We start from the raw sequence: 24,207 nt of genomic DNA, 5'->3' as shown, positions 1-24,207 counted from the left end.
GGGGCCTGCCCTCGTGCCTTTACCGCACGGGGCAGGCCCCTTTTTAATGCACTAAAGCGCTGGGGGACAGGCCCCCGATGGATTAAAGTGTTAAATCGTTGAAGTGTGAAATACTGTTTTCTTTGGCTATGCAGGTGATTGTTTCTCCCGTGAAGGGGTGCGGGATTTCGAGTTTGGCTGCATGGAGGGCTTGGCGCTTGAATATAGGTTTCCCGCCATACAGGGTATCACCGGCTATTGGGTGGCCAATAGAGCTAAGATGCACGCGGATTTGGTGAGTTCTCCCCGTATCTAAGCTGCATTTCACAAAAGACAGGTTTTCTTTTGCGAAGATTTTAAGCAGCTCATAGTGTGTAACAGCTGGCTGGCCAGCGGGCGATACTCGTCTTCTTGTCGGGTGATGACGGTCTCGTCCGATTGGGTCCTTAATGGTGCCCTTTTTCGTTTTAAGTTTCCCATGAACAATAGCAGCGTATGTCCGTTTGATTTGTCTTTCCTCAAGCATTTTGTCTAATATCGCTCCCGCTAACGAATGTTTGGCAAACAGGACAGCCCCGGTTGTATCGCGATCCAATCTATGTACATGCTTTACTTTTCGAAATTCCCCTTTACTCTGCAAATAAAAAGCAAGGGCATTAGCAAGCGTATTTGCTTGCTCAGGGGTATTTGGATGGGTGTCCATGCCTGCTGGTTTATTTAATACAATAAGATGGTCATCCTCATATAAAACTTCAACATCAATAAAAGCAGGGATCACACCGAATTCCTCATCATTAAAAAATTGGATCTGCATTTTATCTCCAGCCTTTAGCGGCTTTGTCCAAGGAATAATTTCTCCGTTTACCTTTACACCTTTTTCCATTCTCATTGTATGGACCTGTTTTTTCGGAGAATGCCATAAATCTTTTAAAATTTGTTCAATTGAAAATCCCTCCCATGCAGGCGGAAGTGTTAGTTCAAACCAGTCACCAAATCTTCTTGTTGTTATCACATTGATCCCTCCAAATACAATGAAAATCCATACACTATGGATTTAATTACCACGCTAAAATGCATGGTTTATATGATATTCTAGACATATATTTTAACGAATTGTTACAGAGGATTATAGAGGTGGTATTTCTGTGAAAGTCGTATTCGCATCAACTCCAGAACAAGAGAATAAAATAATGGAGCTTGTGGACAGTATCTATTCAAAAGTTTTCCCGCGTTATTTTCCTGATGAAGACATAAAGGAATTTGAGCGTCTGCAGGTTTTACATACTACAACGAGGCATTTTGAATATTTTGGTACATTAAAAGAAGCTTATCAAGTCATAGTCAGTTTACAAACCATTATTTCCATATTGGAATCAAATAATCTAGAAGAAAAATATGAGTTTATTTTTGATAAAAATGTCCGGACGCTACAGGAATATGGTTTATTCTTTCCATTTGAATACAGCCATTTTTGCAGCGGAAGAATGATGAGAAATGAAATGTTAAGTGTATACACTAAAGCTGCAAATGAATTGCTAATTTAATACAGAAAATAACGCCTGTCCAATGAGACAGGCGTTATTTTTGTTATTTCGTGTTTTCATTAAACCAATCCTGGAATACTTCCTTTTCCTGATAGCCTGTAATACGGGCAGCCTCTTTGCCGTCTTTATATTGGACGATCGTCGGTGTTTCAGTAATAAGATATTTATCCCAGCCGTTTTCAAATTCAAGTAAATTGAACTGAAGCAGATTAATCCCCATCTCCTCTGTTAAAGGTGCGACAACCGGAGTGGTTCTTTGACAATGCGGACAAGTTGGGCTGTAAAAATAAACCGTCAAATCTTCCCCGTTTGCTAATTTTTCATCCAGCTCATCAGGCAAAATTAAGTTTTGGTAATTTGGATCATCTAGCTGCTTAACTGTCTCTGGGTGCAAAGTATCTTTTCCATATGGATTATTCCCTGCAACCTTTTCTTCGTTTTGCATTTTCGTTAGAAAACCTACTGCCGCAAATAAGACAATTATGACAGCAAGAAAAATAAAGACTTTCTTCACTATGCCGCCTCCTTTGATCTTTTCCAAAGAGAATAACTGCAAACAAAAATAATGATAAAGGCAATTAACGCTAAAAATGGAATGGTAATAAATCCAAGCCAGTTGATATACTGACCTGTACATGGAACTCTTCCGCACGATGCTGCATGCTCACCAAGAATGGCAACCTTTTGAATGAGATAATGGTAAAGGGAAATGCAACTCCCAATGGCTGATATTACCATAGTGTAAAGGCTAATTTTATAATCTTTTCGGATAACAGCCATACCAAGGATAACAACCAAAGGATACATTAAAATTCTCTGATACCAGCATAGCGTGCATGGTTCGTATTGGCGAATTTCGGAAAAATACAAACTCCCAAACATGGCGATGACAGATGCCGCCCATGAAACAAAGAGAAGGGTTTCTCGCTGATCTTTTGTTGTTTGCTCCATATTGATCTCCTTTTAATAGTCATACGTAGAAATTATAAGCCTGCTTGACCGTCCATGTAAATTAAAATGATCGGATTTGGCATGAAAGGGATAGAATTGTATACTAATGTTGGTTATGGGAACATATAGTAGTCATGCAGTTTTTTTCGCTTTACATAAAAAGGAGTATTTCTTTTTCTATCGAACATAAGAATGTGAAGTAATTTGCTGGAGGGAAAGACGTGGACTGGAAAACAAAAGCAGAACAATGGCTGAACTACGAAACATTAGATCCGGAGTTGCTAAATGAACTCAAAGGACTGCAAGGAAATGAAAAAGGCTTAGAGGATGCCTTTTATAAAAATTTAGAGTTTGGCACAGGCGGTATGCGCGGGGAAATTGGTGTCGGAACGAATCGCATGAATATGTATACGGTAAGGAAAGCATCAGCCGGCCTGGGGGCGTACATAGAAGAAAATGGGGAAGAAGCAAAGAAACAGGGAGTTGTTATTGCCTATGATTCCCGCCATAAATCGCCTGAATTTGCAATGGAGGCAGCAAAAACGCTTGCCTCAAAAGGCATTAAAACATATGTATTTGAACAATTGCGGCCAACACCGGAACTGTCTTTTGCTGTCCGCTTTTTAAAGGCATTTGCAGGGATTGTCGTTACAGCAAGCCATAATCCCCCTGAATATAATGGCTACAAGGTATATGGATCCGATGGGGGACAGATGCCGCCGGCGAGTGCGGACATGGTGATCGCTAAAGTAAATGAAATATTGAATGAACTTACCATTGAGGTTAAGCATGAGGACGAGCTGAAAGAACAGGGATTAATAAATATGATTGGGGAAGAGATTGACAAAAATTATTTAGAACACCTTTTAACAATCAGTGAACACCCAACTCTTGGCAGCGAGGCGGATTTAAAAATTATCTATACTCCCTTACATGGTACAGGAAATAAACCAGTAAGGTCCGCTCTAGAGGCCTTAAATTATCAAGTAGAAGTAGTAAAAGCGCAAGAGCTGCCGGATCCAGAGTTTTCAACTGTAAAAAGTCCAAATCCTGAGGAAAAGTCAGCCTTTGAATTAGCGATTAATGCTGGAAAGGAATCTGGTGCAGATTTATTAATCGCAACAGACCCGGATGCGGATCGTCTTGGCATCGCGGTCAAGAATCAGGCAGAGGAATATGTCCTGCTAACAGGAAATCAAACTGGGGCATTGCTTCTTCACTATCTTTTAACGCAGAAAAAAGCCAAGAACAGCATACCTGATAATGGAATCATGCTAAAAACGATTGTTACCTCTGAGCTGGGAAGAGAAATTGCTTCTTCCTTTGGCATTGAAACCATGGATGTATTAACGGGTTTTAAATTTATTGCAGAGAAAATGAAGGAATTTGATGTTTCAGGCCAATATAAATTCCTCTTTGGCTACGAGGAAAGCTATGGCTATTTAATTGGGGACTTTGCCCGTGACAAGGATGCCGTGCAGGCTGCGCTTCTATGTGCAGAAGTGGCTGCTTACTATAAGAAAAAAGGCATGACCCTGAATGACGCACTACAGGGAATCTATAAGGAATACGGTTATTTTCTTGAAGGTTTGAAGTCGTTAACCTTAAAAGGAAAAGACGGTGCTGAATTAATCCAGCAGACACTTGCTTCCTTTAGAACACAGCCGTTAAAAGAAATCTATGCAAAAAAGGTTGTCGCTGTAGAAGACTTTTTAGCGGGTACCCGTAAGGATCATAATGGAAATGAACAAGAAATCAAATTGCCAAAATCCAATGTGATTAAATATTATTTAGAGGATGGCACATGGATTTGCTTAAGGCCTTCCGGAACAGAGCCAAAAGTGAAATTTTATTTTGGTGTAACTGGGACATCACAGGAAGAAAGCACCCAGAAGCTTTCGGCCATTGAAAATGAATTTATGGCCATTGTTGATCAGCGAATGAAATCAGCCGCAGTTAAATAAAAGAAAAAACACGGTTCGTATATTGAACCGTGTTTTTTTTTAGAACGATAATACAGCATCGGCGATTCCTTCGCTATTCACTTCATTTGCATGATCGATGTATCTCAATAAAGAATAAAGGTTTTTCTCAATAATTGAGTAATCATTTTCAAAATTATAGGCATGGAGAAAGTGTTCAATTTTTTTCGACAGAAATTGATCATCAGTTCTCACCATTAAAATGAGTAAATTATCCCATTCGGAGCGGTGAGTATAATATAATGCTCGGTCATAATCCATTTTATTCATTTCTTGTACCTCCTCTTTAAGGAGTTGAATTTAGTATATGACCAACGGCTGAAATGTTCCTCTGTAAATGTTGGACATGCTGGTATTAGCGAGATTTTGGCTTTTTCCAGTATAAATATAAAAAACAGTACGTTCATATAAGTTCAATTTTTTTAAAATTTAGTATTTTATGGCGGGAATGGATCATAGCTGTTATGCAGGGTCCCGCTGTTTTGTATAAATTTCTTCCAAAATTCATCTTTCACCCATTTTTTTCATAGATTGTTTTAAGAGGGAAAAGGGGGATGGCGAATGAGAGTTGACGATCAGAAAAATTTGCATTATGCCATTGAAGAGATAACGGAAATTGCCAAAGGATTTGGACTTGATTTTTATCCTATGCGCTATGAGATTTGCCCTGCCGATATCATTTATACCTTTGGTGCCTATGGGATGCCAACGAGATTTTCCCATTGGAGCTTTGGCAAACAATTTTATAAAATGAAGCTGCATTATGATCTTGGATTGTCAAAAATTTACGAGCTGGTGATTAACTCTGACCCATGTTATGCCTTTTTGCTTGATTCAAATTCATTAATTCAGAACAAACTAATCGTTGCCCACGTCTTGGCCCACTGTGATTTCTTTAAAAATAATGTCCGTTTTCAAAATACAAAACGCGATATGGTTGAGAGTATGGCTGCGACGGCAGAAAGAATTCGCCAATATGAAATTGAACATGGGAAAAAAGAGGTTGAGACATTTCTCGATGCTGTGCTGGCCATTGAAGAACATATTGATCCTTCCTTAATGAGACCAAAGCTTTCATGGAATTTAGAAGAAGATGAATACGAAGATGAGGATACACCTGCTGTTACCCCTTATGATGATTTATGGAATCTTGATGACCGAAATAAGAACAAATCTAAAAAGCCAAAAAGGAAAAAAAGATTTCCTCCACAGCCTGAAAAGGATATTCTCCTGTTCATTGAAAGCTACAGCAGGGAGTTAACAGACTGGCAGCGGGATATTCTTACGATGATGCGTGAAGAAATGCTATATTTCTGGCCGCAGCTGGAGACAAAAATTATGAACGAAGGCTGGGCATCGTTTCGCATAGGTGTTCAGAAAAAATTAATTAGCTAACCCATGTTTCCTCTGACTCCTTGATTTTCCACTCCCCGTTTTTGTAATGAATTATAATTTCCACGCCGATAGCGCCTTTCCCTGACCTAAATTTAGACCCTTTAAAGAGAACGTCGTTATTAAATTTAAAGTCGACTTTTTCAATCCTTAGAAGTACGCCATCCAATGCTAAGGTATTCGGATCATAATATCCTTTTTCCTCAAGTTCCTCGAAAGTAGCATCCATTACGTCAATATCGTATTTATCATTGAAAAAATTTAAAATTTCTTCTTTCTGCATTTTATTTATATCTTGAAAATTACTCATATCAATAGCGATAAATTCCATATTCTTATTTAACGCCTTATCTTTTTCCATTATGGAATCCAATGCAATTATATATATTTCAGACAATTGTTCCCTTGGATTTTCTCCAATAATACAAGCAGCGAGAAGCATTGAAATGATAAACAGAATAGAAAAAAACTTGATTTTCAAATTAATTCCTCCCTTTGTATATTAGACGAAAGTCATTGGAAAAAATTGCATAATAAATATTTTATCATTAAATACCTTGGTAAAACCCACTTATTTACTGGCATCATTTGGAGCAACACCCTCAATTATCAACAAATAAACTATTTGTTGAAGAGGAAATGCTGAATGCATGGTAAAATGTTGTAAAAGTCACTCTGAGGTGAAATGATGAAAAATTCATTATTGATGAAAACAGATGCAACATATACTTTAAATTTTTTAATTTATATACAAAACATTTATCTCAATCAAAATCGTATAGAGGAAACAGGCAAATTCCCGTACCTCCCTTCAAAATTTGTATTTAAAGAAGAATTTGAAATAAAGTATAAAGAGCTATGGGATGAGATTTTACAAAAAATATCCAATCCTCATAATATCGACATGAAAATATTTTATGAGGAAAAGGATTTATTTTATCAAAGATTGTTCGTGATCAGTTCTGATGGTTTAAAAAAGTATAACGAAATTTATAAATCTTTTCAGGTATGGTGGGATAGCTTTGCAGGGCGCTTTTCAGTAGAAAGGTCTGTTGATGGGATGGGAGACAATTTATATATAGATCTTGCAAATTTGCTAAAGGAAAAAGGGATAACCCCCGAAAAACCATTGAATATCAGCTTAATTTATGATGAATGTCAATTAGCCAACGCAACGATCTCTTTCTATTTCGCAGTTCTTCCGGTAAGGGATTTTTTTGTAAAATATAAAGAAATGGTATTGGGGTTAACAGGTGCGTTCGGCAATAATTAAATGGATAAAAAAAGGAGATATTTTAAGCAGAAGATGGTTTGTCTTGTCGCGCAAGTTGATTCAAGGTGTTCCCGATCTTCAGGACTGTCAAGTGGACGGTCTTTTTTTATGCTCTTTTGAAGGTAAAATAAAATTCACTTTACGCTAAGGAATGTAATGTTGCGCAAGATATTGTACAGGATGTATTTAAGTGGGCTGGGGATAAATACCAATTGTAAGTTTGAATAAAAAATTGTTACTTGCTCGTCTAATGTTTGAAAGGAGGATTCATCCGTTATGAGCACAGAAAAAGATGACTCCCAATATCAGCTGAGGCAAAATATTGAGGACTTAATGAACACCTACGGAGATGAGCTGACAATCTTGGCATACTCGTATGTAAAGAATATAGAGGACGCAAAGGACATTGTGCAAAACGTATTCGTAACAGCCTATTTACAATACGAAAAATTTCGGGGAGAAAGCAAGATTAAGACATGGTTGTACAGAATTACGATAAATAAATGCAAAGACTTTCTAAAAAGTTTTCATTTTAAGCGCATTATCTCTTTTGGTACAGATATTGACTCAAAACAAACTGGTCAAGCTGCGGATAAAAATTTGCTGGAAAAAGAATTATCTCGCTCAGTTAAAGATGAGGTATTGAAACTAAAGGTAAAGTATCGCGAGGTCATATTTATGGCTTATTATCAGGATTTTGAAATAAGGGAGATTGCTACCATTCTTAATGTTCCCGAAGCAACAATACGAACAAGGTTGCAAAGGGCAAGGAAGCAATTAAAACCTATACTTGAACAGGTGGTGTTTACATATGAATGAGCCAAAAAATATCAAAAATATGTTATCGGAAGATGAAAAGCAAAAACTTAAATTTACTGATGCGGATAAGGAAGCTGTTTTTAGAAAAATACAGGAATCTAATAGTCAGACGGGAAGAAATAGGGTTCGTGTAAAGACCGTAGTTTTGAGAACCTTGATGCCAGTTGCAATAATCTTATTTATTTTTTCGGTACTTTTACAAACACCGATGAAAAAACATGTGTTGGCAGCGATCCCAATTCTTAATTCTCTATTCTTGGAGTTTGGGGATGAGGGACAGAAGGAAGCTGCGCAAAAAAATATTGCTAAGCCTGTAAATCACGTTGTCGAGGATAATGGTGTAGAAATAACCTTTAATGAAATTTTATATGATGGAGCAAGAATATCTGTTGCTTATTCAATTGAAGCAACTGACGGTAAATTTAAAGGGAAGAATTTGAATATCTTATTTTTCGATATGAAGGTAAACGGTCAAGAAATTAACACCGACCACGGTTTTTCAGGAAACCAAAGTGATGAAAAAATTGGAAACGGATATTTAAAAATACAAAATATTGATATTGATCAGGCGCTACCAGATGAATTCACGTTAAACCTTACGATTAATGAATTAATACCAGACGATCTCAAAAGCAACGAAACAATCAAGGGAAATTGGGCTTTTTCTTTACCAGTTAAAAAAGCAGGAGAAACATATGTATACACGCCGGCTGTTTCGGAAAAATCGGAATTTGGAGTGTTTAGTGTAAAGAAAATAGTATTTGCGCCTAGCGGAACACAGATCGATTTTGAATACAAACGACCAATGGAGCAAGTCCAAAACCATGCAGAAATATTTTTTAGAGTTCTTGATCCAAACAATAAAGAAATTGAAGCAGTAAGCGAGGGTCAACATACTTCCTACCGATATAAAAATGGGAATCAGACTGCAAATACCAGTATCATTTTACGACCTTTAAAAGAAATTCCAGAATTTATTACAATAGAACCATATGAAAATGTACCTTTAGGTCCGTTAGTGCATATTAAAAATGTTACTGAAAAACTGCCTATTTTTCTCCCACAAGGGAATAATAGCGGAATAGTTATTAAAAGCATTGAAAAGAAACAGGAAGAAGTCTGGGTTCATTTTGATGTAAAGGCAGATAATTATATTCGGGAAAGGAAACATCAATTTGGGTTAATCTATGGCAAAGAAGCATTCAAACAAGAAAGTTTTATCGACAAAGAAGGGGATGATTTGAGCAGTGATGAATCGAAAGATCAAATCATCAAATTTAAAACGCCATACAGCGAAAATTTAAACTTTGTTTCAGATGAATTTGATGTTCCAGAACTTACCGAAGAATTGAAAATAAAAATTCCTATTGATAAAAAAGAACTGAAAAATTTAGAGTAAAACAGAATGACTGAAACCGTATGGTTCTGAATGATCAAAAAAGGGCTTGGATCTTCTCCAAGCCCTTTTTTCAATCATAGGCTACTTCGCTTCGGTCACTTTTGCATCTGCCTCTTTCAATGCCTCTATTTGATCAGAAAATCATGAACATCGATTGATTCGTACGCAACTTAATTTTGGTATCTTATTTCTTGTTTATTGAAAAAACTTTTCTAAATTTACATCATCATTTATTATTTCATAAACCACCAGGCTAGAGTTTCGGCTATAGTGATGAATGGATATATGATTATTATCAAAAACCAATAAAACATATTCTAGATGAACGTCATCTGACATAATTTGAATGGTGTATTGCTTACTGAAAGTGCCCATATCTTTGCTTTTCTTTAATTTCAAGCCTGAAAATTCATTAAGAAATGCCTTAATTTCTTCTTTTTCGTTTAAATTTACTCGTTCCATATTGCCATCAAATACATCTTTTGTCACTTCAATGTGAGCGATTTCCTCGGTGTTTGTTAAAACGATGTCTTCGAAATTCGTCCTCTTGTTTTGCTGAAAATGAATGCAGCAACAATTGCTAAAATTAATATTACTGTGATTACGATTCCTATTTTCTTCAAAAATATCACTCCTTTTTTGAACTCTGTTGTTCTTGGGATTGTTTGATATATCTTTTGTTTGTCCTTCGTGGAAATAAACTCCAATGACGGCTCAATCCAGAATTGAGTTTAACTGCGGTCTTTTCAGATGTTAATCGTTCCCAAATTTATTTCGCAAAATAAATGCTCCTTCGTTTATCCATATAACAATCTTTTAAAATAGTTTCTGTTGTTAATTACGGGGATACTTTGGCTGCTTGTTTATTAAAATATCGTAGCATTTAATTTTTCCTTGAAAATTCGTGATTAAATCAATGAATTTCTGATTCCTGCTAACGATCGCACCTTTTCTTCCCCAAGCTAGTACTATCATTGAAGACTCTACAACTGCTTTTCTAATGTATTCGAAGTTTTGTTCCTCAAAAACTTGAAATTCCTTTGGAAGATTGTCCTGACGATCGCTCGTTTTTGAAAACAAATTTACGACTTCAATAGTTCCAAAATCGTCGTCCTCAATAATCGGCTTAACGCATCGGCTTAGCGATTGCCCCAATATATACGGATTCGGGTCAAGCTGCCGGGGGTTAAACATAATGATTGTTGCCTTTTGTTTTTCTTTATCCCAGCATCTGACCATCGAGTACCTGCATCCTTTGTCACGATCTAAAACGTTGTGCGCATGGAGATTTTCGTATTTAACTAACATTTTCATTCTTTATACTCCTAAATGATTATTAAAACCATTATAACCCAGTTTTAATAGGGTTTGGAAAAATGAAAAACATACAGCCAAACAGAAGCAGAACCGGTTTTATCCAATGCTGCTTCTGTTTGGTTAGTACTGAGCTAATGGGGCGTTTTCAAATTGTAGCTAGATTTCGCTTTTTATTGCATCGATTGAATTTAACTTAAAGATTTGATCGCTATTTGCAAACCAGGTCAAAACAAAGTCAAAAGAGGACACCATCTCATATATTTGATACAACACTGCATTTATTTGCTTAAATTTAGAATGTAAATCCGCATTTAGATTATTTCAATATATTTAATGTATATTTCTATTTTGACCAATTTCTATTTTTATGTAAGTTTGGTACTCTGCGACAGAAGGCTGATATACTATAAGAATGGGGGGCAATTGAACAGTGCTATTGTTCCACCCCCTTTATACATTACGATTATCGCAATAATAATTATTGTCTTTTTAGTAAGGTGGAGCAAGCAATTAGAGACACGGCGCTTTACTGTTTTCTTTTTCTTGTTCCGTAGTAAAAGAAACCATCCATCTAAAATGAAAGCGAGCATTTTAGGACTTTGCATAGCATTATATCGGTTAATTCTTCAGTATATCGCGTAGTTTTGTATACAAAAACCTGGTACTTTAATTCCAAACAGAACTGTCAATAACTGGTATTTTTAAGTCATTAGATTCAAAACCAACAAGGGATATGAATATGTGACGGTAATATAATAATGAGGGAGGGGAAAAAATGCCGATTTTTTCTGTAATCGCATTTTCAGCTTTAATTATTGCGATCGTGTCAATAATTTTCGCTATCAGAGGCAAGTATCAATTTTACTGGGTTTGCGCCTTTGGAATCTATATTTTCAGCTTTTTAGCCGGTTTTTCAATAGGACAAATGACAGTTGGTTTAATTTTTATACCAATAACTATGGCAATGGGACATTCTTTTGGTTGGATTAAAAGCAAAATACACAGCGCAATTTTTCTTTGTTTAGGTGTTTTAATTGGAGTTTTCATGGTTATTTATGTCGGTAACTTGTTATTCTATCCCTTATTTCCATTGCTGAACTAGCAGGCGTTTTAATTCGCGGATGGGACTATCTAAGGATGGTCTTTTTTTTCGTATATTAACATTTGATCGTTAAGCGCATTTGAGGTATAAAAATTTTATAAAACAAATTTAGCAGGTTTGTTAAAAACTCAGGAATACCGTAAGCTGATTATTAAGGGTGTATACATACAGACTTAAAATGGGAGGAAATAAGTGGGTAAATCAGTTACTTTTTCATTTAGAAGTACTAAATTTGAAGGCGTTGCGAAGAAAGAGACATTTACTTTTGAAGAATTAGGCATTCGCGAGAATATGAATGATAAAGCGATCAAAGTGGAAATAGATAGAATTTTTCAGGCTTGGGTTTGGGATAAGCTTAATATCTCTTTTAGTATAGTCATAGCTGAGGAGAAACCGCAAAAAACAGATAAATGTTAGTAAGAACAGCGGATTATGTCATTCGAATTAGGAGGTGAATCATTGAAAAATGTATTATGAAGCTTGTTTGGATTATACGCCATATTTTATATATTGCTGTATCTTGGTTCCCTCATTATCATCGAATCCATGCATACCTCATTTAGCTCTGTAAGTGTTTCAGTCATTATATTACCTTTTTTATTTTTTCTTTGTTTTCAATTAGCTTTTTTGATGAAAATGAGAAGGTTAAATGGTACGATGTACGCACAGATTGGATAAGATCCGTAAAGCGGATACGATTGCAAGGTAGAAGCACAGAAGAAAACAAGGATGCACGAGCGAGGTAAATGAATGGAAGCCGGCTTCATTTATGCTAAAAGCATTGGTGATGACAAGCAAAATGTTAGGTAAAAGGAGAAGAAAGTGAAACCAAACATTGACGTAAACACTGATAAGTTCCTGAAATATAAATATATAATTTTGGATGCAGAAACCTCTAACCAAATAGTAAAAGGTAATGGAACAAGTTTTAAATTTAAGGATTAATAAGAACGTCGCTACGATGGTTGTACAATAACAAGGAGTAAACTTTTGCATACACCCTGTTATTGTACTAATTTGCACTTTCTAAGAAACCTAAACCAACTAAGTCAGTCCCCTTTTTACTACTCTTATTTGTTATTTCCCAATTCTTCTTTCCAGGGTCCGTTATTCTTTCAAGAGAAAATGTTTATATCCCGATACCGGTTTATATCCGCCGAATCTTAATATTTTCGCCATTGCCCGTTCTGAGTCATACACCAGCATGTTCAGATTTATAAAGGCATACCGGATGCAATTTTCCCTCAGAATTTCCTCTAAGTATTCCATGACATCTTTTGTGACAGAATCATCACATTTAATCTGGGTAATGAGCGCACATTTTTCATCCCCTCTGAGTTTTCCTATATGAGGAACAGACAGATTATTTTTTAGATCGTTATAGGCGGATTCGATGAGTTCAATCGTTGCCAGCGGCTGTTCATCACATAGCCCAAAAGGAAAATCTTCAGGCAGTTCTTCCGTTGTCTCCGCTCCGCGGATTAAATCGTAATGGCTTTCTCTGTCTATTCCATCCATATTAAATGTTTTGAGCCTGCCAAACACCTCATTTTCAGTGTTTGCTATCCCACGGGTGGAGTATTCCATTTTCGCCGTAATTAAATACTCGCTCATGAGCACCTCCGATATTAATTTATTAATATTATAGCCAAAACGAGGTTAATTTTAACAGAAGACATCCCATGCCATTATAAATTATTGATTAAATTTTTTGTTATCGATAAAAACCTGAATATTCATAAGGATAGAAATTGCTAATAAAGTCCACAGGATGTATTCAAGAACTGAAATTCCCATTGAAATGCTGGATGACCAAATATTATTTATAATTATTGGGCTTAAATAAAATATGAATCCCCCAATCAACAATCCATTATAAACTTTTTTGACATAGATGACAGGAACCTTCAATAACGTAAAGAACTTTGAAAATAATTCTAATACAACTCGTCCGCCATCTAAAATCGGAATTGGAACAAGGTTGAACAAGGCAAGAAGCAGGCTTAGCGCTGCAAATCCAAACCAAAAATCCTGTGAAATCTCCGAAAGCACGAAATATCCCCCGATAGAGTTTTCAAGATCTCTCTCTGGTGTATAAATATCTGATAGTCTTATATTCATTAACAAATCATAAAAATTTGGAATAGCAGTAATTAATTTGTTAACAGCTAAATTAATCGCTTCCAATAAAGAAGTACCATTTTGAATTAAATAAATGGACATTCCAACAATAAAAGAAAGTAGATTAACAAATATACCGGCGAGGAAAAATATACATTTTTTCATAAAAGATAATTTTTCTAATTTGTTTATCTCAACTAATACGTGCCCTTTTAAAGGGAACAATCTCCATTCAAAAATGGTTTTGCCCCGCATAAATTTAATAAGCTTTGGTCCGATACCGACTGAAAACTGCGAGACTGGAACCCTAAATATTTTGGCTGCTGTATAATGACCTAATTCGTGCAGTGTGATAATCAACGTAACAATACCAATTGTTTTGAATATTAATAATACCTGTCCCGGTGTAAGAGCAGGAGCATTAGATAAATAAGTTGTCAAGGATCCGATAAAAACAGCGTAAATAGCATACGTTATGGTTTTACTGCCCTTGTGATCCTTACGTTTAAAAATGTCTAAGAACATATGAATAATTGCTAACAACAAAAAAACAATAGTACTAATAGCTAAACATGTAAGAAAAAATATATACAAAAGACTCTCCCTCCTTTGTCCTATTTTATGTTCAACAATATGAATATATTCAATTGAAAAAGGATGGAGGAGACGACATCTAAGCTATAACTTATTACCTGTGGTGATTTTTATTTTTTAGCACTTCTTTATAATAAGTCCGTTTTGGATGTGAAAATATTTTTGAAGAACAGAGATCCAATGTTAAAGCGAAATTATTATTGCCAATGAAACAAAATAAATCGATGAGCAAAAAGACTATGAACAAATAGTACATTTGCAAAACACAAACAGTAAATTGGAATATTTTGTATCAATTCGCATTATAATATACGGGGATGTGATAAGGTGCTGGTGTGTGTTGTTTAAAACATTGCTCTTAACTTTTCTACTATTATTATTCATTACCATTCTTATTATCGTTTTGATTAAAAAAAGAAAAGAGGCAATCCAAGTATATTCTATACAAACCTTTTTTAGTGGCAGCGCCTATAGCGTACTAGAAAATGAACCGGATGAACAAAAGAAATCATTAGTTGAATCAATTAATGATTTCTTTAAGGATAATAATGAGAATAATGATGAGGGTGATGATTCAGACATTGGCGGTGACGGCGATGATGCCGGCGAATGATTTCCCGACAAAAAAGGAGTACATTTTGTACTCCTTTTTAATTTTTTTATATTGGTATATCTTGAATTTCAGTTGGCTGTTCCCAGTCACGAGTGATCTTTAAGCCATCATCAGTATTTGAAACGGATAATTGTCCTTCTTTATCAAATATTTCAAATGACTCATTTGGTTGTTCATAGGACACCTTTAATTTAAGTGTATATTTATAGTCGATTCTGCCGTCTTCATGTTCCTTTATTTTTTCAAGAACAACATCTTCTAGTTCAATAGTTTTGTTGCTTTTCTTTGCGAAATCAGGCGCAATTTGATAAACCCGGTTTGCATTTAATTTATCAAATGCTTCTTCTGAGAGGTGTTGTTTAACCTTTTCTCCAACCTCAATTCCAGAAGGAGGATTGGCAGGGTCTAAAATGTAATATTGTTCAGTTTTATAATCCTTAACAAGTTTTTCGATTTCATGATCATTTTCCATCGTTTCATTGCTACAAGCTGCCATAATTACTCCTATAACCAAAACGAATAAAAGACTGAGTATTTTTTTCATAATATTCTCCCCTTTTATGAAGTACATTTTTTAGTTTAATTATACGATAAACTGGAATCTCCTTCCATTAAATAGGGGGATTTCCGTTATTAAATGCGGGGCATCCTATAAACAGGAGAATGTACTGGATGGAATGTTTTAAGATGTCCTAAGGATAGGATCGCTTTTTTCTTAGAACAGAATTTTCAACTATACATCATCTTATTCAATAAAAAAATGCCCTAATGAATATCATTTACAGGGCATTTCGTCGCTTTTTATTCTTCATCCCAAGGATCATATTCTCCGTAATATTTTTTAAGTGCCTCAAGAGTTAAGGCGCTATCGCAGCCATCAATATAAACCGTTCTTAAAATATCATCGACACGGTAAAATACAATCGCATTATTGATATTCGTCCAATAATATCCGTTAAATTTAAATCCTGGATAATCAATTACGCCTTCCTTTTGTTTATATGGGTCACGATCCAATTGGCTGAAAGAATTCCTGTATGCAAGCTTAACATTAATGAATTTTTTATGACGCAAAAGCGCCAATTCAGCATCATCTGACCAAACGACAGAATATCTTTCACTATCCCTCATATTCGTCAACCATTTTGTTGAACCGTTCTATATCGTTATGGTAGTAACCCGGATCATTTCTTCTTTCTTCAGCTTGCTCAAATTGCCGAACTAGCTCCGGGTTATTCGCTACCATTTCCGACATTTCTCGATTTCTCTTTCGGTATTTTTTGACGACAACATTAAAATTAGGATGCGATTTGTATTGATCGATATCAATTCTCCATTCTCCGGACTCACCCAAAGTGCGCCATGCACTAATTTTACCTGCAGCACAATGCTTCCTTACGCTTTGTGGGCTAATGGCTAACATTTCGGAGACATCACTGACCGTTAAAAACCCCGGGAGATTATCATTTGTGTCTGTTAAAATTTCAGATTTTCGAATAACAGCACCACTTGAGAGGATTGAAGAAAGAATTGGATGCTTTTCGCTGTCTCTTTTTAACTGTTCAAATTCATCATTTGAAAGAGAATGAAGTATTTCGCTAGCTCTTTTTAAGGAATCAAACAGTATTGCCATTTTACCATTTGCATTGTTTGCAGCAGCTTCTAATGTTTTAATTTCTTGAATCGTACCTTCAATATTCAATTTTCTCACTCCTTCCACCTCCATTATATCATATGATGAATAGATTCGAAATATACGAAATAAACGAACCTTAATTAATCTAATTTTTTATTAAGTTTTGTCAACCCCTTTTTTGCAATTAAAAAGGAGGATTAATAGATCAGTTTTATAAAGATCATTAATTCCTTGTCAACCTATTGTTTGTTAATTAACACTACATATAGTGTCGCTTTCGATAAAAGTTTTCTATATATTGATTTATTTCTTGACCAAAATTATCCAATAAGTATATATTAACTGTGTAATAACCCAGAACGAATATTCGCATTTTAGAGAGGAGACCAAATGAACGATATTTTTTCAGCTTCAAACCAACTTGACGATCTGCTTCAACGTGTTGGTTCAAAACTTCAAATCAGTAAAACACAAAGAACACTCGCCGAAGAAAGGTATCTTGCTGTTGGCACATGGCTTTCAAAAGATGAAGCGCTGTGTAATGGGGCAGATATTGAAATCTACCCTCAAGGCTCGTTAAGCATCAGCACAACGGTTAAGCCACTTTCTAAACAGGAGTATGATCTTGATCTAGTGTGCCAAATTAACCAAACATGGCGGGGAAAAAATCCACTAAAACTTTTAGACTCCATTGAAAAACGCCTCAAAGACAATAAAAAATATGAGGGCATGGTTGAACGGAAAAACCGCTGCATACGACTAAACTATGCAAATGAATTCCACATGGACATATTACCAGCGCATCCTGCTGATAATACCTCAACAAGTGTTAAGGTTCCTGACCGAAAAGCAAAAGACTGGAAAGATAGCAACCCGAAAGGATATACCGGCTGGTTTAATGAGCGCTCATTTCAATATAAAGCGCTTCTTGAAAAAAGAGCTGATATTGAGCCGCTGCCATATGATGAAGATTTTGAAAGGAAGCCGCCGTTAAAACGTGCGGTACAGCTCATAAAACGTTATCGAGACATCTTTTTTGAAAATGAGCCTGAGTCTGCACCTATCAGTATTGTGCTAACAACGTTAGCAGGTCAAATATACGAAGGACAAGCTTCTGTTTATGAAGCGATTTCATCTATTTTGGATGGAATTCTTCTTCGTCTGCCAAAAAACGGGACAAGGCTCGTCGTTCTCAATCCAACTAACAAAAAGGAAGATTTAAGTGAACGATGGGAAGGACATCCAGAGTTGTATAAGTCATTTGTAACGTTTATTCAGCGTTTTAAAGAAAAATGGGATCAATTAAATGAAATGCGCGGCATTCATGAAATTGCCGAAGAACTTAAAGCGCTGTTTGGCGAAAATGTCATTAACGACTCAATACAAGAACATGCGGAGTATATGGAAAAGGCAAGAAAGTCTAATCAGCTCGGTGTATTTGCAACCGGAATGCTAGTAGCAGCAACAAAAGAAGAAAATGTTATTCCAATGAGGGAAAATACGTTTTATGGCGAATAAGAAAATTCAATTTAAAAAATACAATCAGCCAATCTCACAGCAGATTATTGCTATGAATCTTTCTTTTCCTGAATTCGATGCGGAGTGGAAAAAGAATACGGTTATTTGGACAGGAGTGCTGCAGCCAACCTCACTAAGCATGAAATATACAGTTGAAATCACTTATTCATTGGACATGAGGCAGCCGGAAGTTCATGTCCTTGCTCCCTCATTGAAGATAAGAGGAGAGGAAAAAATTCCCCATTTTTACCCAGGGAATAAGCTATGCCTTTTTCGTCCAAAAAAGAAAGAATGGACAAAAGAGATGTTAATCGCTGAAACAATTGTTCCTTGGACGTCTCTTTGGTTGTATTATTATGAAATTTGGCACGCAACGGGGAAGTGGCTTGGCGGGGGAGAACACCCAGTCATCAAAAACAAAAAGAAAAAATTTGTAAGTTAAGGGAGCATAACGATGTCAAAAACTCATATTCCAGAAAAAGTTAAGGTGCGGCTGTGGGGGAAAGCTGGGGGCAGATGCCAGTATGATGGATGTAATGAACCGCTTTGGAAGGACTCTTTAACGCAATCGGAATTTAACGCTGCATATATTGCCCATATTATCGCTGATAGTCCTAATGGTCCTAGAGGGCACAAAACACTTTCTGACAAGCTTGCAAAGGACATTTCAAATTTAATGCTAATGTGCGATAAACACCACAGATTGATAGATAAAGAGGATATTGACGGACATTCTGTCGAGAAATTAATGGAAATGAAGAAAAAGCATGAGTTGCGCATTGAAATGGTTACATCGATTGGTCAAGATAGCAAAAGTCATGTTTTGTTATATGGTGCTAATATCGGGGAGCACAGTTCACCAGTACATTTTGAAAAGACAACTCCAGCTATGTTGCCTAATCGGTATCCAGCTGAGAATCCCGCCATTGAGTTAAGTTTAATAAATAGCCCTTTTCGCGATCATCAAGAAATGTTTTGGACGCTGGAGAGAGAGAATTTAAGAAGGAAATTTATGGATAAAGTGAAAAGAAGATTGGAGTTAGGAGATATTCAGCATTTGTCTATCTTCGCATTGGCGCCACAGCCACTATTGGTTGAGCTAGGCGTATTAATATCTGATATTTCCCAAGCCGATGTGTATCAATTGCATCGGGAGCCAGCCGACTGGAAATGGCAAGATGACCCCGAAGGCTTTGAATATATTGTCGAAAAGCCCCAGAAGATTCATAATAAAATAGCTCTTAATCTATCGTTAAGCGCCACGATCGATAACCAGCGGATATTTAAAATTATGGGAAATGAAACTTCAATCTGGACTGTAACAATACCAAGACCGAATAACGACTTCTTAAAGAGCAGTGATCAATTAAGTAAGTTCAGAAAAGTAATTAGAGATCTTTTAAATAAAATAAAAATGATACATGGTCACGATAATATTATCCATGTGTTTCCTGCTGTTCCTGTTGCAGCAGCCGTTGAATTAGGGCGTGTTTGGATGCCTAAAGCAGATTTGCCTCTTTCTATATTTGATGAAAAAGGTGGTTTCCATTATGCCTTTACTATTGGAGAAAAGAAGCTACAGGTTCAGTTATAGCCGCTATGGTACGTTAATCGGTTTAAACGAACATAGGGAATACCCGAATAAGCAGTGCGTCTGCAAAACATAAATATAAAAATCTTATTTTACAATTTAAAATCTTATCAATAAGGAGGAATAACGGTGGCTAAAAATGGTAAGCCGGGAAATGGTCGCATTGGAGCAGTAAAAGATAGATCTCAATTTAAAGGACCTAACGGCAACTGGATAAAAAGGGATGCGAATACCGGAAGATTTATGGATCAGAAGACAAGTAATTCTACACCATTTAAAGGTGTACGTAAGGAAAAGTAGGAATATGAGCCCTACTCGAAGCATTTTAAGGCGTCCAAAAGGGCGCCTTAAATAATGTCAACGGAACGGATCATTTATCATCTTTAAGCAGCACTTTTATTTTCGTGGCTAAAATTATGAATTTTAACTCTGATATCAAATCCGTTAGCATGGAAATGTAAAAATTTTCATTTATAAGTTGTTCTCAGTTCTGTAGTATTAAATTAGATGTATTTGAAGTTAATGTATTGAATTTAGGGGATAGAAGGGGGTTAAGGTAACAATGTTACAGGATAGAGTCAATGAATTAAATAGTGCTATTTTAGAGATTAAAGATAACAAGATTTATATTACCGGCTTTACGCGTGAAGAGATGCTGCAAAGATACCTTGATCATGGCACACAATGCTTTAGTTCAAAAGGACTGTATGATTATCAGGAATTAGAATTCCACAATATTAAGAGCAATGCTCTGATTATTATCATGAAAAATGGAAAAGAGCTCGGCAGACATCAATATAAGCCAATCCAAAAAGAAACGATTCAATACAAGGATGAGGAGGGGAAAACCTTTTCTCTAACATTTACAGTCAGAAAAAGTACATACAGCGATCAATATCATTTTTCATCAGAAAGATCATCTGAGTTATTTAACAGCGAAGAGGAATTGGATGCTTTTCTTCAAGAAAAATTTAGCATTAAACTGGCTGTTTGAGGGGTAGTTAAATGAAAAATATGATATTACTGGACATTGAAACAATGGATTTCAGTGTTGATGCTGGTATATATGAAGTCGCGCTGCTAGTTATAGAAAATGGGGAAATCATTTTAACGGAGCATATTGCTGAGGTGGAAGATGAATCCTTAATTCATTTAGGTATGGGGGAAGGCTATGAAAATATCTGTGATGATGAAATCAGAAGAAGCCGTTTTCAAGAGATAATCAATACATATAAATATCCGGTTGTCGCACATAATGTTGCTTTTGATCGTAAATTTCTTGTCCATTATGGCTGGTTAGATGAAGATTACGAGTGTTACGATTCGGTCCGCGCCATTAAATATGCTAACCCTCATTTATTTTCTTATTCATTAGATTATTTAATGCGATTTTACGAGATTGACCGTCCGGCTACTCATATTGCCATAGACGATGTTAAAGCGCTTTATGAAGTGATTTTGAAGGCAAATCCAGATACATGGGTGCCTTTATACAGAGTTGCTCCGAATAAGTTTAAAAGCTTTGTTGAAGCTACGGCTAGTGTAGAAGGGCAAAGTACGATTTTTGAGGGAAAAAGAATTGTTTTCACAGGCGCCAGCCCTTTCCCTAGGGTTCTCATGAAAGAAATAGCCACTAAATGCGGAGCAGTAGTTACCGGGAGCGTATCAGCCAAAACGGATCTTCTGGTTTGTGGAGAAAATCCAGGAAGCAAACTGGATAAGGCAAAAGAGCTGGAAATAGAAGTTCAGCCGGATGAATGGTTTATCGATGCTGTTTCAAAGTATTTAAATTTAGAAACGGCTAAAGTTGTACGGAGCAGTTCCGTTACTGCAGCGGCTGCCGAGGATCCCTACAGGAAAATTCCTGAGCTTAAGGGAAAACTCGTCAATATCGCGTTGCTTCCTTTTAGGGTACAAAATAAAATTGAAGAAATTCTTTTATCTCATATGGAGGTCGCTGGATTGAATAAGGGCACGAACGGCTATAAGGTTGATGTAATTATTTATAACGACAATAACCAATATGAGCTGGTGAAAAAAGCAAACGATTTGAAAATAAAAGCGATTCCATTATCTGAATTTAATCGAATGATACTGAATTGATAATTAAGAAAAGAAGTAAAAGCGCCTCCAGGCGCTTTTAGCATTTACAGGGTTTCCATGTTGAGCTAACATCCAATTTGCTCAACAAATTCCACAAGATGAGTTAAATCCCAAAACAAAATTTCCTTATTTTATATGTCATCCATCAGCACCATGTGTTTGGAACCTATAGTAAGTCCTCCTTAAAAAATAGAATATTTCAAAGGTGTATGGAAATTTATGTTAAAATGAACTAAGCATGTTTTTTTAGGGGGAGAAATTGAATGGTTAAAAATTATTTGTATTTATACCATATGGTAACTGAAAAAGATGATGATATATATACAAGTATTCCTCAAAATGTTTTGGATGAGGGGTTAAATCGTAAAACGGTCACAAGGTGGTATACAAACGGCGGTACATTATTTCAAGAACTAACTGACCACTTTAAACCGATAAATTCACCAAAATGGATCAATTTAACATTGCATTCGGTGCAGAATTAAAGCAACCTGCTGAATCTCATCTTAGATTTCCTATGTTTAGCGATAAAATTTTAGTTTTTAATAAGGATATATCCAGTGATTTATTTGCCTATAAAGAAGATCAATATGATGGTGGCAAAGGCTGCTTTACTGTGGGATTGCCGTCAAAAGAAGATTTAATAAAACAGTATTGGGAAAGTATGAATACACTCGATGAGTATTTGAAACACAAGCCATACAAGAATCCGGAAATTTTGATTTTTGAAACAGTTCCGGGGAAGTTGATTGAGTATATAGATTAATTTTATTCAGCTATTTGGCAAAGAAATCGGTTACCTCTTTCAAATAATTTTACTTTGCGCGACTCATGAGCCCATTGATGAGCCAAGGTTTTAAAACGAACAGGCTAGTTCAATGATAGGAGAGAAAAGAGTGAAAAAGAAGATAATTAAATACACAGTAATCGGGATTTCTTCCTTTTTTCTTATTTTGTTTGGAGTTTACTACTATATTATGTGGGTTTGGCAAGGAGAATTTTTTAAGTACGATAATGGTGTGACAATTGAAATCTATAATTCAAGTAAACAAGAAATAACGGATTTAAACTTCTTTTTTTCATTTATGAGTGATTATGCTATACATCAGGATTTAGGTGCTATTAACAAATTGGAACCTGGGGAAACCACCAGTATATATAGTCGTCAAATAAATGGCGTTGGTAGTGATCGAAGTTTATATTTACAATATCCCCTTAGCAAGACTGGGACATATGTTCAAAGCCTTGCTTATTTACCGGCTTATAGACCAGGTAAGCTAGTAGTTATTTTGGAAATAACCGGAACTGATAATAAGGGTAAACTTTTGCTAAGGGTAAAAGGGTATGAAGATATTCTTGGACAATATGAATTTGATTTGACATCCATTTAGGGAAGGTGTGTTTATTAATGGAGGTGATTATGCTTTGCAAAAATGCGGGAAATGCACCGCAAAATTTAGCTGGAGTAAAATTTACAAATCATTCTGGTGGACTTATAAACCTATTGAATGTAACGAATGTGGCACTATACATAAGATAACAATGCCTGGAAGAATTATTTTTACTTCTTTAACCACTATTCCAATGCTCCTTGTCGGTCATCTGCTGATCAATTATTACAATATTTACAATATTTTTATGACAATTGGCATTGCTCTTTTTGTTGGTATGATCGGATCTTTGTTTACACCTTTTTTTGTTACTTATAAAAAATTCTTGTGAACTAATGCACCTAAAGCAACAGTGGCACGCATTATACGTAATTATAAGGCACATTAGAGGGTGTAGCAGGATAGCTCAATATTTAATTCTTACAAAGGGAAGTGAGTTGAAATTGGAGGGTGTAAATGAAAAATAATAAAATAAAATTTATGGTTGCTTTGATTATTATTAATCTTATTTTTACCGTGGGATGTTCCAAGGAAGAAAGAGAAAATAAAACTACTATTGATGTTAATACCGTCCACGATAAACTGTATGAGGAAATTGTAAAAAAAGAAAATTTATTTAAACAAAATGGAATAGAACTATCTTCTATATGGGCGGATGAGGAAAGTAAGACTCTTCATGTCGGACTTCTTAAATTAAATAAAAAGACCGAAAAAAAGTTTAAAACGATCCTATTTGATAAGGTGCTACATGGAAGTGTGAAGTTACATTTATTGAAGAAGAGCCTATAATATTGCATTAGTAACAACATTATTTTTCTTTCTGAATCCAGTTCTTATTTAAGTTTCCTTTCATATAGTTACGTAAGTAATATTATGGGGAGG

Annotated in this window: 30 protein-coding genes and 1 pseudogene; 19 read left to right on the top strand and 12 right to left on the bottom strand. The window is 35.7% G+C overall.

From position 1 onward, the window contains the following. Positions 1 to 82: 82 nt before the first annotated feature. Complete coding sequence (locus tag AC1Q59_RS20900; RefSeq protein WP_492367798.1) at positions 83 to 991, bottom strand: RluA family pseudouridine synthase; 909 nt, start codon at positions 989 to 991, stop codon at positions 83 to 85. Between the two features lie 133 nt (positions 992 to 1,124). Here AC1Q59_RS20900 and AC1Q59_RS20895 point away from each other — a divergent pair, with 133 nt between their 5' ends. Continuing rightward, complete coding sequence (locus AC1Q59_RS20895) at positions 1,125 to 1,523, top strand: YhcU family protein (protein ID WP_492367797.1); 399 nt, start codon at positions 1,125 to 1,127, stop codon at positions 1,521 to 1,523. 43 nt (positions 1,524 to 1,566) lie between these two features. Here AC1Q59_RS20895 and AC1Q59_RS20890 read toward each other — a convergent pair whose 3' ends face one another. Together AC1Q59_RS20890 and AC1Q59_RS20885 are read right to left on the bottom strand one after the other, a co-directional pair. Next, positions 1,567 to 2,037: a thioredoxin family protein gene (locus AC1Q59_RS20890; protein WP_492367796.1), complete on the bottom strand. Its 471-nt coding sequence runs from the start codon at positions 2,035 to 2,037 to the stop codon at positions 1,567 to 1,569. Then, positions 2,037 to 2,474 (bottom strand): disulfide oxidoreductase, encoded by a 438-nt coding sequence (locus AC1Q59_RS20885; RefSeq protein WP_492367795.1) that lies wholly within the window; start codon positions 2,472 to 2,474, stop codon positions 2,037 to 2,039. The genes AC1Q59_RS20890 and AC1Q59_RS20885 overlap by 1 nt, the downstream gene beginning before the upstream one ends. Before the next feature lie 221 nt (positions 2,475 to 2,695). Between AC1Q59_RS20885 and AC1Q59_RS20880 the strand changes: the two genes are divergently transcribed. Continuing rightward, positions 2,696 to 4,438 carry a phospho-sugar mutase gene (locus AC1Q59_RS20880; RefSeq protein WP_492367794.1) on the top strand — a complete coding sequence of 581 codons (1,743 nt, stop codon included), beginning with the start codon at positions 2,696 to 2,698 and terminating at the stop codon, positions 4,436 to 4,438. A gap of 39 nt (positions 4,439 to 4,477) precedes the next feature. On the opposite strand, the gene AC1Q59_RS20875 is transcribed toward AC1Q59_RS20880, so the two are convergent. Continuing rightward, positions 4,478 to 4,726: a YhdB family protein gene (locus AC1Q59_RS20875; protein ID WP_492367793.1), complete on the bottom strand. Its 249-nt coding sequence runs from the start codon at positions 4,724 to 4,726 to the stop codon at positions 4,478 to 4,480. Between the two features lie 291 nt (positions 4,727 to 5,017). Between AC1Q59_RS20875 and AC1Q59_RS20870 the strand changes: the two are divergent. Beyond that, positions 5,018 to 5,818: pseudogene (locus AC1Q59_RS20870) on the top strand (SpoVR family protein); the annotation flags it as partial. Between the two features lie 25 nt (positions 5,819 to 5,843). Here the strand turns inward: AC1Q59_RS20870 and AC1Q59_RS20865 are convergent. Next, positions 5,844 to 6,329, bottom strand: a complete 486-nt coding sequence (locus tag AC1Q59_RS20865) for a peptide ABC transporter substrate-binding protein (RefSeq protein ID WP_492367792.1) — start codon at positions 6,327 to 6,329, stop codon at positions 5,844 to 5,846. Positions 6,330 to 6,533: 204 nt separating this feature from the next. Between AC1Q59_RS20865 and AC1Q59_RS20860 the strand changes: the two genes are divergently transcribed. The 3 genes from AC1Q59_RS20860 to AC1Q59_RS20850 all read left to right on the top strand — a co-directional run bounded on the left by AC1Q59_RS20860 (position 6,534) and on the right by AC1Q59_RS20850 (position 9,339). After that, the gene (locus AC1Q59_RS20860) at positions 6,534 to 7,121 is read left to right on the top strand and encodes a hypothetical protein (protein ID WP_492367791.1); all 588 of its coding nucleotides are present in this window, start codon (positions 6,534 to 6,536) and stop codon (positions 7,119 to 7,121) included. 276 nt (positions 7,122 to 7,397) lie between these two features. Continuing rightward, positions 7,398 to 7,940, top strand: coding sequence for a sigma-70 family RNA polymerase sigma factor (locus AC1Q59_RS20855; RefSeq protein ID WP_492367790.1), 543 nt, complete (start codon positions 7,398 to 7,400; stop codon positions 7,938 to 7,940). Beyond that, positions 7,933 to 9,339, top strand: a complete 1,407-nt coding sequence (locus tag AC1Q59_RS20850; protein ID WP_492367789.1) for a DUF4179 domain-containing protein — start codon at positions 7,933 to 7,935, stop codon at positions 9,337 to 9,339. Before AC1Q59_RS20855 ends, AC1Q59_RS20850 begins: the two co-directional genes overlap by 8 nt. 195 nt (positions 9,340 to 9,534) lie before the next feature. On the opposite strand, the gene AC1Q59_RS20845 is transcribed toward AC1Q59_RS20850, so the two are convergent. Together AC1Q59_RS20845 and AC1Q59_RS20840 are read right to left on the bottom strand one after the other, a co-directional pair. After that, positions 9,535 to 9,828, bottom strand: coding sequence for a hypothetical protein (locus AC1Q59_RS20845; protein ID WP_492367788.1), 294 nt, complete (start codon positions 9,826 to 9,828; stop codon positions 9,535 to 9,537). A 345-nt stretch (positions 9,829 to 10,173) separates the two neighbouring features. Further along, complete coding sequence (locus AC1Q59_RS20840; protein ID WP_492367787.1) at positions 10,174 to 10,653, bottom strand: DUF1643 domain-containing protein; 480 nt, start codon at positions 10,651 to 10,653, stop codon at positions 10,174 to 10,176. A 778-nt stretch (positions 10,654 to 11,431) separates the two neighbouring features. Between AC1Q59_RS20840 and AC1Q59_RS20835 the strand changes: the two genes are divergently transcribed. Together AC1Q59_RS20835 and AC1Q59_RS20830 are read left to right on the top strand one after the other, a co-directional pair. Continuing rightward, complete coding sequence (locus tag AC1Q59_RS20835; protein WP_492367786.1) at positions 11,432 to 11,758, top strand: hypothetical protein; 327 nt, start codon at positions 11,432 to 11,434, stop codon at positions 11,756 to 11,758. A 192-nt stretch (positions 11,759 to 11,950) separates the two neighbouring features. After that, entirely contained in the window at positions 11,951 to 12,175 is a 225-nt protein-coding gene (locus AC1Q59_RS20830; RefSeq protein WP_492367785.1) for a hypothetical protein, read from the top strand. 690 nt (positions 12,176 to 12,865) lie between these two features. Here AC1Q59_RS20830 and AC1Q59_RS20825 read toward each other — a convergent pair. Beyond that, positions 12,866 to 13,372, bottom strand: a complete 507-nt coding sequence (locus AC1Q59_RS20825; protein ID WP_492367784.1) for a hypothetical protein — start codon at positions 13,370 to 13,372, stop codon at positions 12,866 to 12,868. An 81-nt stretch (positions 13,373 to 13,453) separates the two neighbouring features. Beyond that, positions 13,454 to 14,473 (bottom strand): site-2 protease family protein, encoded by a 1,020-nt coding sequence (locus tag AC1Q59_RS20820; RefSeq protein WP_492367783.1) that lies wholly within the window; start codon positions 14,471 to 14,473, stop codon positions 13,454 to 13,456. Positions 14,474 to 14,813: 340 nt separating this feature from the next. Here AC1Q59_RS20820 and AC1Q59_RS20815 point away from each other — a divergent pair, with 340 nt between their 5' ends. Continuing rightward, on the top strand, positions 14,814 to 15,086 hold the full coding sequence (locus AC1Q59_RS20815) for a hypothetical protein (protein ID WP_492367782.1): 273 nt from the start codon (positions 14,814 to 14,816) through the stop codon (positions 15,084 to 15,086). 46 nt (positions 15,087 to 15,132) lie between these two features. Here the strand turns inward: AC1Q59_RS20815 and AC1Q59_RS20810 are convergent, their stop codons facing one another. From AC1Q59_RS20810 to AC1Q59_RS20800, 3 genes are all read right to left on the bottom strand, one after another. After that, positions 15,133 to 15,630, bottom strand: a complete 498-nt coding sequence (locus tag AC1Q59_RS20810; RefSeq protein ID WP_492367781.1) for a hypothetical protein — start codon at positions 15,628 to 15,630, stop codon at positions 15,133 to 15,135. A gap of 257 nt (positions 15,631 to 15,887) precedes the next feature. Beyond that, entirely contained in the window at positions 15,888 to 16,217 is a 330-nt protein-coding gene (locus AC1Q59_RS20805; protein ID WP_492367780.1) for a hypothetical protein, read from the bottom strand. Beyond that, a complete protein-coding gene (locus tag AC1Q59_RS20800) occupies positions 16,207 to 16,797 on the bottom strand; it encodes a helix-turn-helix domain-containing protein (RefSeq protein ID WP_492367779.1) in 591 nt (196 codons plus the stop codon). Before AC1Q59_RS20800 ends, AC1Q59_RS20805 begins: the two co-directional genes overlap by 11 nt. Before the next feature lie 315 nt (positions 16,798 to 17,112). On the opposite strand from AC1Q59_RS20800, the gene AC1Q59_RS20795 reads away from it, so the two are divergent. The 10 genes from AC1Q59_RS20795 (at position 17,113) to AC1Q59_RS20750 (ending at position 24,114) form a co-directional block, all read left to right on the top strand. Next, the gene (locus tag AC1Q59_RS20795) at positions 17,113 to 18,240 is read left to right on the top strand and encodes an SMODS domain-containing nucleotidyltransferase (protein ID WP_492367778.1); all 1,128 of its coding nucleotides are present in this window, start codon (positions 17,113 to 17,115) and stop codon (positions 18,238 to 18,240) included. Beyond that, complete coding sequence (locus AC1Q59_RS20790) at positions 18,230 to 18,682, top strand: type II CBASS E2 protein (protein ID WP_492367777.1); 453 nt, start codon at positions 18,230 to 18,232, stop codon at positions 18,680 to 18,682. The genes AC1Q59_RS20795 and AC1Q59_RS20790 overlap by 11 nt, the downstream gene beginning before the upstream one ends. A 12-nt stretch (positions 18,683 to 18,694) precedes the next feature. Next, positions 18,695 to 19,834 carry an SAVED domain-containing protein gene (locus AC1Q59_RS20785; protein WP_492367776.1) on the top strand — a complete coding sequence of 380 codons (1,140 nt, stop codon included), beginning with the start codon at positions 18,695 to 18,697 and terminating at the stop codon, positions 19,832 to 19,834. Positions 19,835 to 19,960: 126 nt separating this feature from the next. Next, the gene (locus AC1Q59_RS20780) at positions 19,961 to 20,131 is read left to right on the top strand and encodes a hypothetical protein (protein WP_492367775.1); all 171 of its coding nucleotides are present in this window, start codon (positions 19,961 to 19,963) and stop codon (positions 20,129 to 20,131) included. A 262-nt stretch (positions 20,132 to 20,393) separates the two neighbouring features. Further along, entirely contained in the window at positions 20,394 to 20,825 is a 432-nt protein-coding gene (locus tag AC1Q59_RS20775) for a hypothetical protein (RefSeq protein WP_492367774.1), read from the top strand. Positions 20,826 to 20,836: 11 nt separating this feature from the next. Next, on the top strand, positions 20,837 to 21,934 hold the full coding sequence (locus AC1Q59_RS20770; RefSeq protein ID WP_492367773.1) for a 3'-5' exonuclease: 1,098 nt from the start codon (positions 20,837 to 20,839) through the stop codon (positions 21,932 to 21,934). A 448-nt stretch (positions 21,935 to 22,382) separates the two neighbouring features. Next, positions 22,383 to 22,700, top strand: coding sequence for a hypothetical protein (locus tag AC1Q59_RS20765; protein ID WP_492367772.1), 318 nt, complete (start codon positions 22,383 to 22,385; stop codon positions 22,698 to 22,700). Positions 22,701 to 22,830: 130 nt separating this feature from the next. Beyond that, positions 22,831 to 23,325: a hypothetical protein gene (locus tag AC1Q59_RS20760; protein WP_492367771.1), complete on the top strand. Its 495-nt coding sequence runs from the start codon at positions 22,831 to 22,833 to the stop codon at positions 23,323 to 23,325. 7 nt (positions 23,326 to 23,332) lie between these two features. After that, positions 23,333 to 23,656, top strand: coding sequence for a TIGR04104 family putative zinc finger protein (locus tag AC1Q59_RS20755; RefSeq protein WP_492367770.1), 324 nt, complete (start codon positions 23,333 to 23,335; stop codon positions 23,654 to 23,656). Between the two features lie 125 nt (positions 23,657 to 23,781). Beyond that, positions 23,782 to 24,114: a hypothetical protein gene (locus AC1Q59_RS20750; protein WP_492367769.1), complete on the top strand. Its 333-nt coding sequence runs from the start codon at positions 23,782 to 23,784 to the stop codon at positions 24,112 to 24,114. Positions 24,115 to 24,207 lie beyond the last annotated feature (93 nt).

Source organism: Cytobacillus sp. MT66 (assembly GCF_058792595.1).
Note: the sequence above shows the minus strand (reverse complement) of the source record. Positions and strands in the feature narration are given on the sequence as shown.

Excerpts from the sequence above, each read along its gene's own strand:
- AC1Q59_RS20810 (WP_492367781.1), bottom strand. The coding sequence starts at position 15,630 with ATGAAAAAAATACTCAGTCTTTTATTCGTTTTGGTTATAGGAGTAATT.
- AC1Q59_RS20875 (WP_492367793.1), bottom strand. The coding sequence starts at position 4,726 with ATGAATAAAATGGATTATGACCGAGCATTATATTATACTCACCGCTCC.
- AC1Q59_RS20840 (WP_492367787.1), bottom strand. The coding sequence starts at position 10,653 with ATGAAAATGTTAGTTAAATACGAAAATCTCCATGCGCACAACGTTTTA.
- AC1Q59_RS20855 (WP_492367790.1), top strand. The coding sequence starts at position 7,398 with ATGAGCACAGAAAAAGATGACTCCCAATATCAGCTGAGGCAAAATATT.
- AC1Q59_RS20835 (WP_492367786.1), top strand. The coding sequence starts at position 11,432 with ATGCCGATTTTTTCTGTAATCGCATTTTCAGCTTTAATTATTGCGATC.
- AC1Q59_RS20805 (WP_492367780.1), bottom strand. The coding sequence starts at position 16,217 with ATGAGGGATAGTGAAAGATATTCTGTCGTTTGGTCAGATGATGCTGAA.
- AC1Q59_RS20825 (WP_492367784.1), bottom strand. The coding sequence starts at position 13,372 with ATGAGCGAGTATTTAATTACGGCGAAAATGGAATACTCCACCCGTGGG.
- AC1Q59_RS20770 (WP_492367773.1), top strand. The coding sequence starts at position 20,837 with ATGAAAAATATGATATTACTGGACATTGAAACAATGGATTTCAGTGTT.
- AC1Q59_RS20850 (WP_492367789.1), top strand. The coding sequence starts at position 7,933 with ATGAATGAGCCAAAAAATATCAAAAATATGTTATCGGAAGATGAAAAG.
- AC1Q59_RS20750 (WP_492367769.1), top strand. The coding sequence starts at position 23,782 with ATGAAAAATAATAAAATAAAATTTATGGTTGCTTTGATTATTATTAAT.
- AC1Q59_RS20860 (WP_492367791.1), top strand. The coding sequence starts at position 6,534 with ATGATGAAAAATTCATTATTGATGAAAACAGATGCAACATATACTTTA.
- AC1Q59_RS20765 (WP_492367772.1), top strand. The coding sequence starts at position 22,383 with ATGGATCAATTTAACATTGCATTCGGTGCAGAATTAAAGCAACCTGCT.
- AC1Q59_RS20775 (WP_492367774.1), top strand. The coding sequence starts at position 20,394 with ATGTTACAGGATAGAGTCAATGAATTAAATAGTGCTATTTTAGAGATT.
- AC1Q59_RS20795 (WP_492367778.1), top strand. The coding sequence starts at position 17,113 with ATGAACGATATTTTTTCAGCTTCAAACCAACTTGACGATCTGCTTCAA.
- AC1Q59_RS20790 (WP_492367777.1), top strand. The coding sequence starts at position 18,230 with ATGGCGAATAAGAAAATTCAATTTAAAAAATACAATCAGCCAATCTCA.
- AC1Q59_RS20785 (WP_492367776.1), top strand. The coding sequence starts at position 18,695 with ATGTCAAAAACTCATATTCCAGAAAAAGTTAAGGTGCGGCTGTGGGGG.
- AC1Q59_RS20885 (WP_492367795.1), bottom strand. The coding sequence starts at position 2,474 with ATGGAGCAAACAACAAAAGATCAGCGAGAAACCCTTCTCTTTGTTTCA.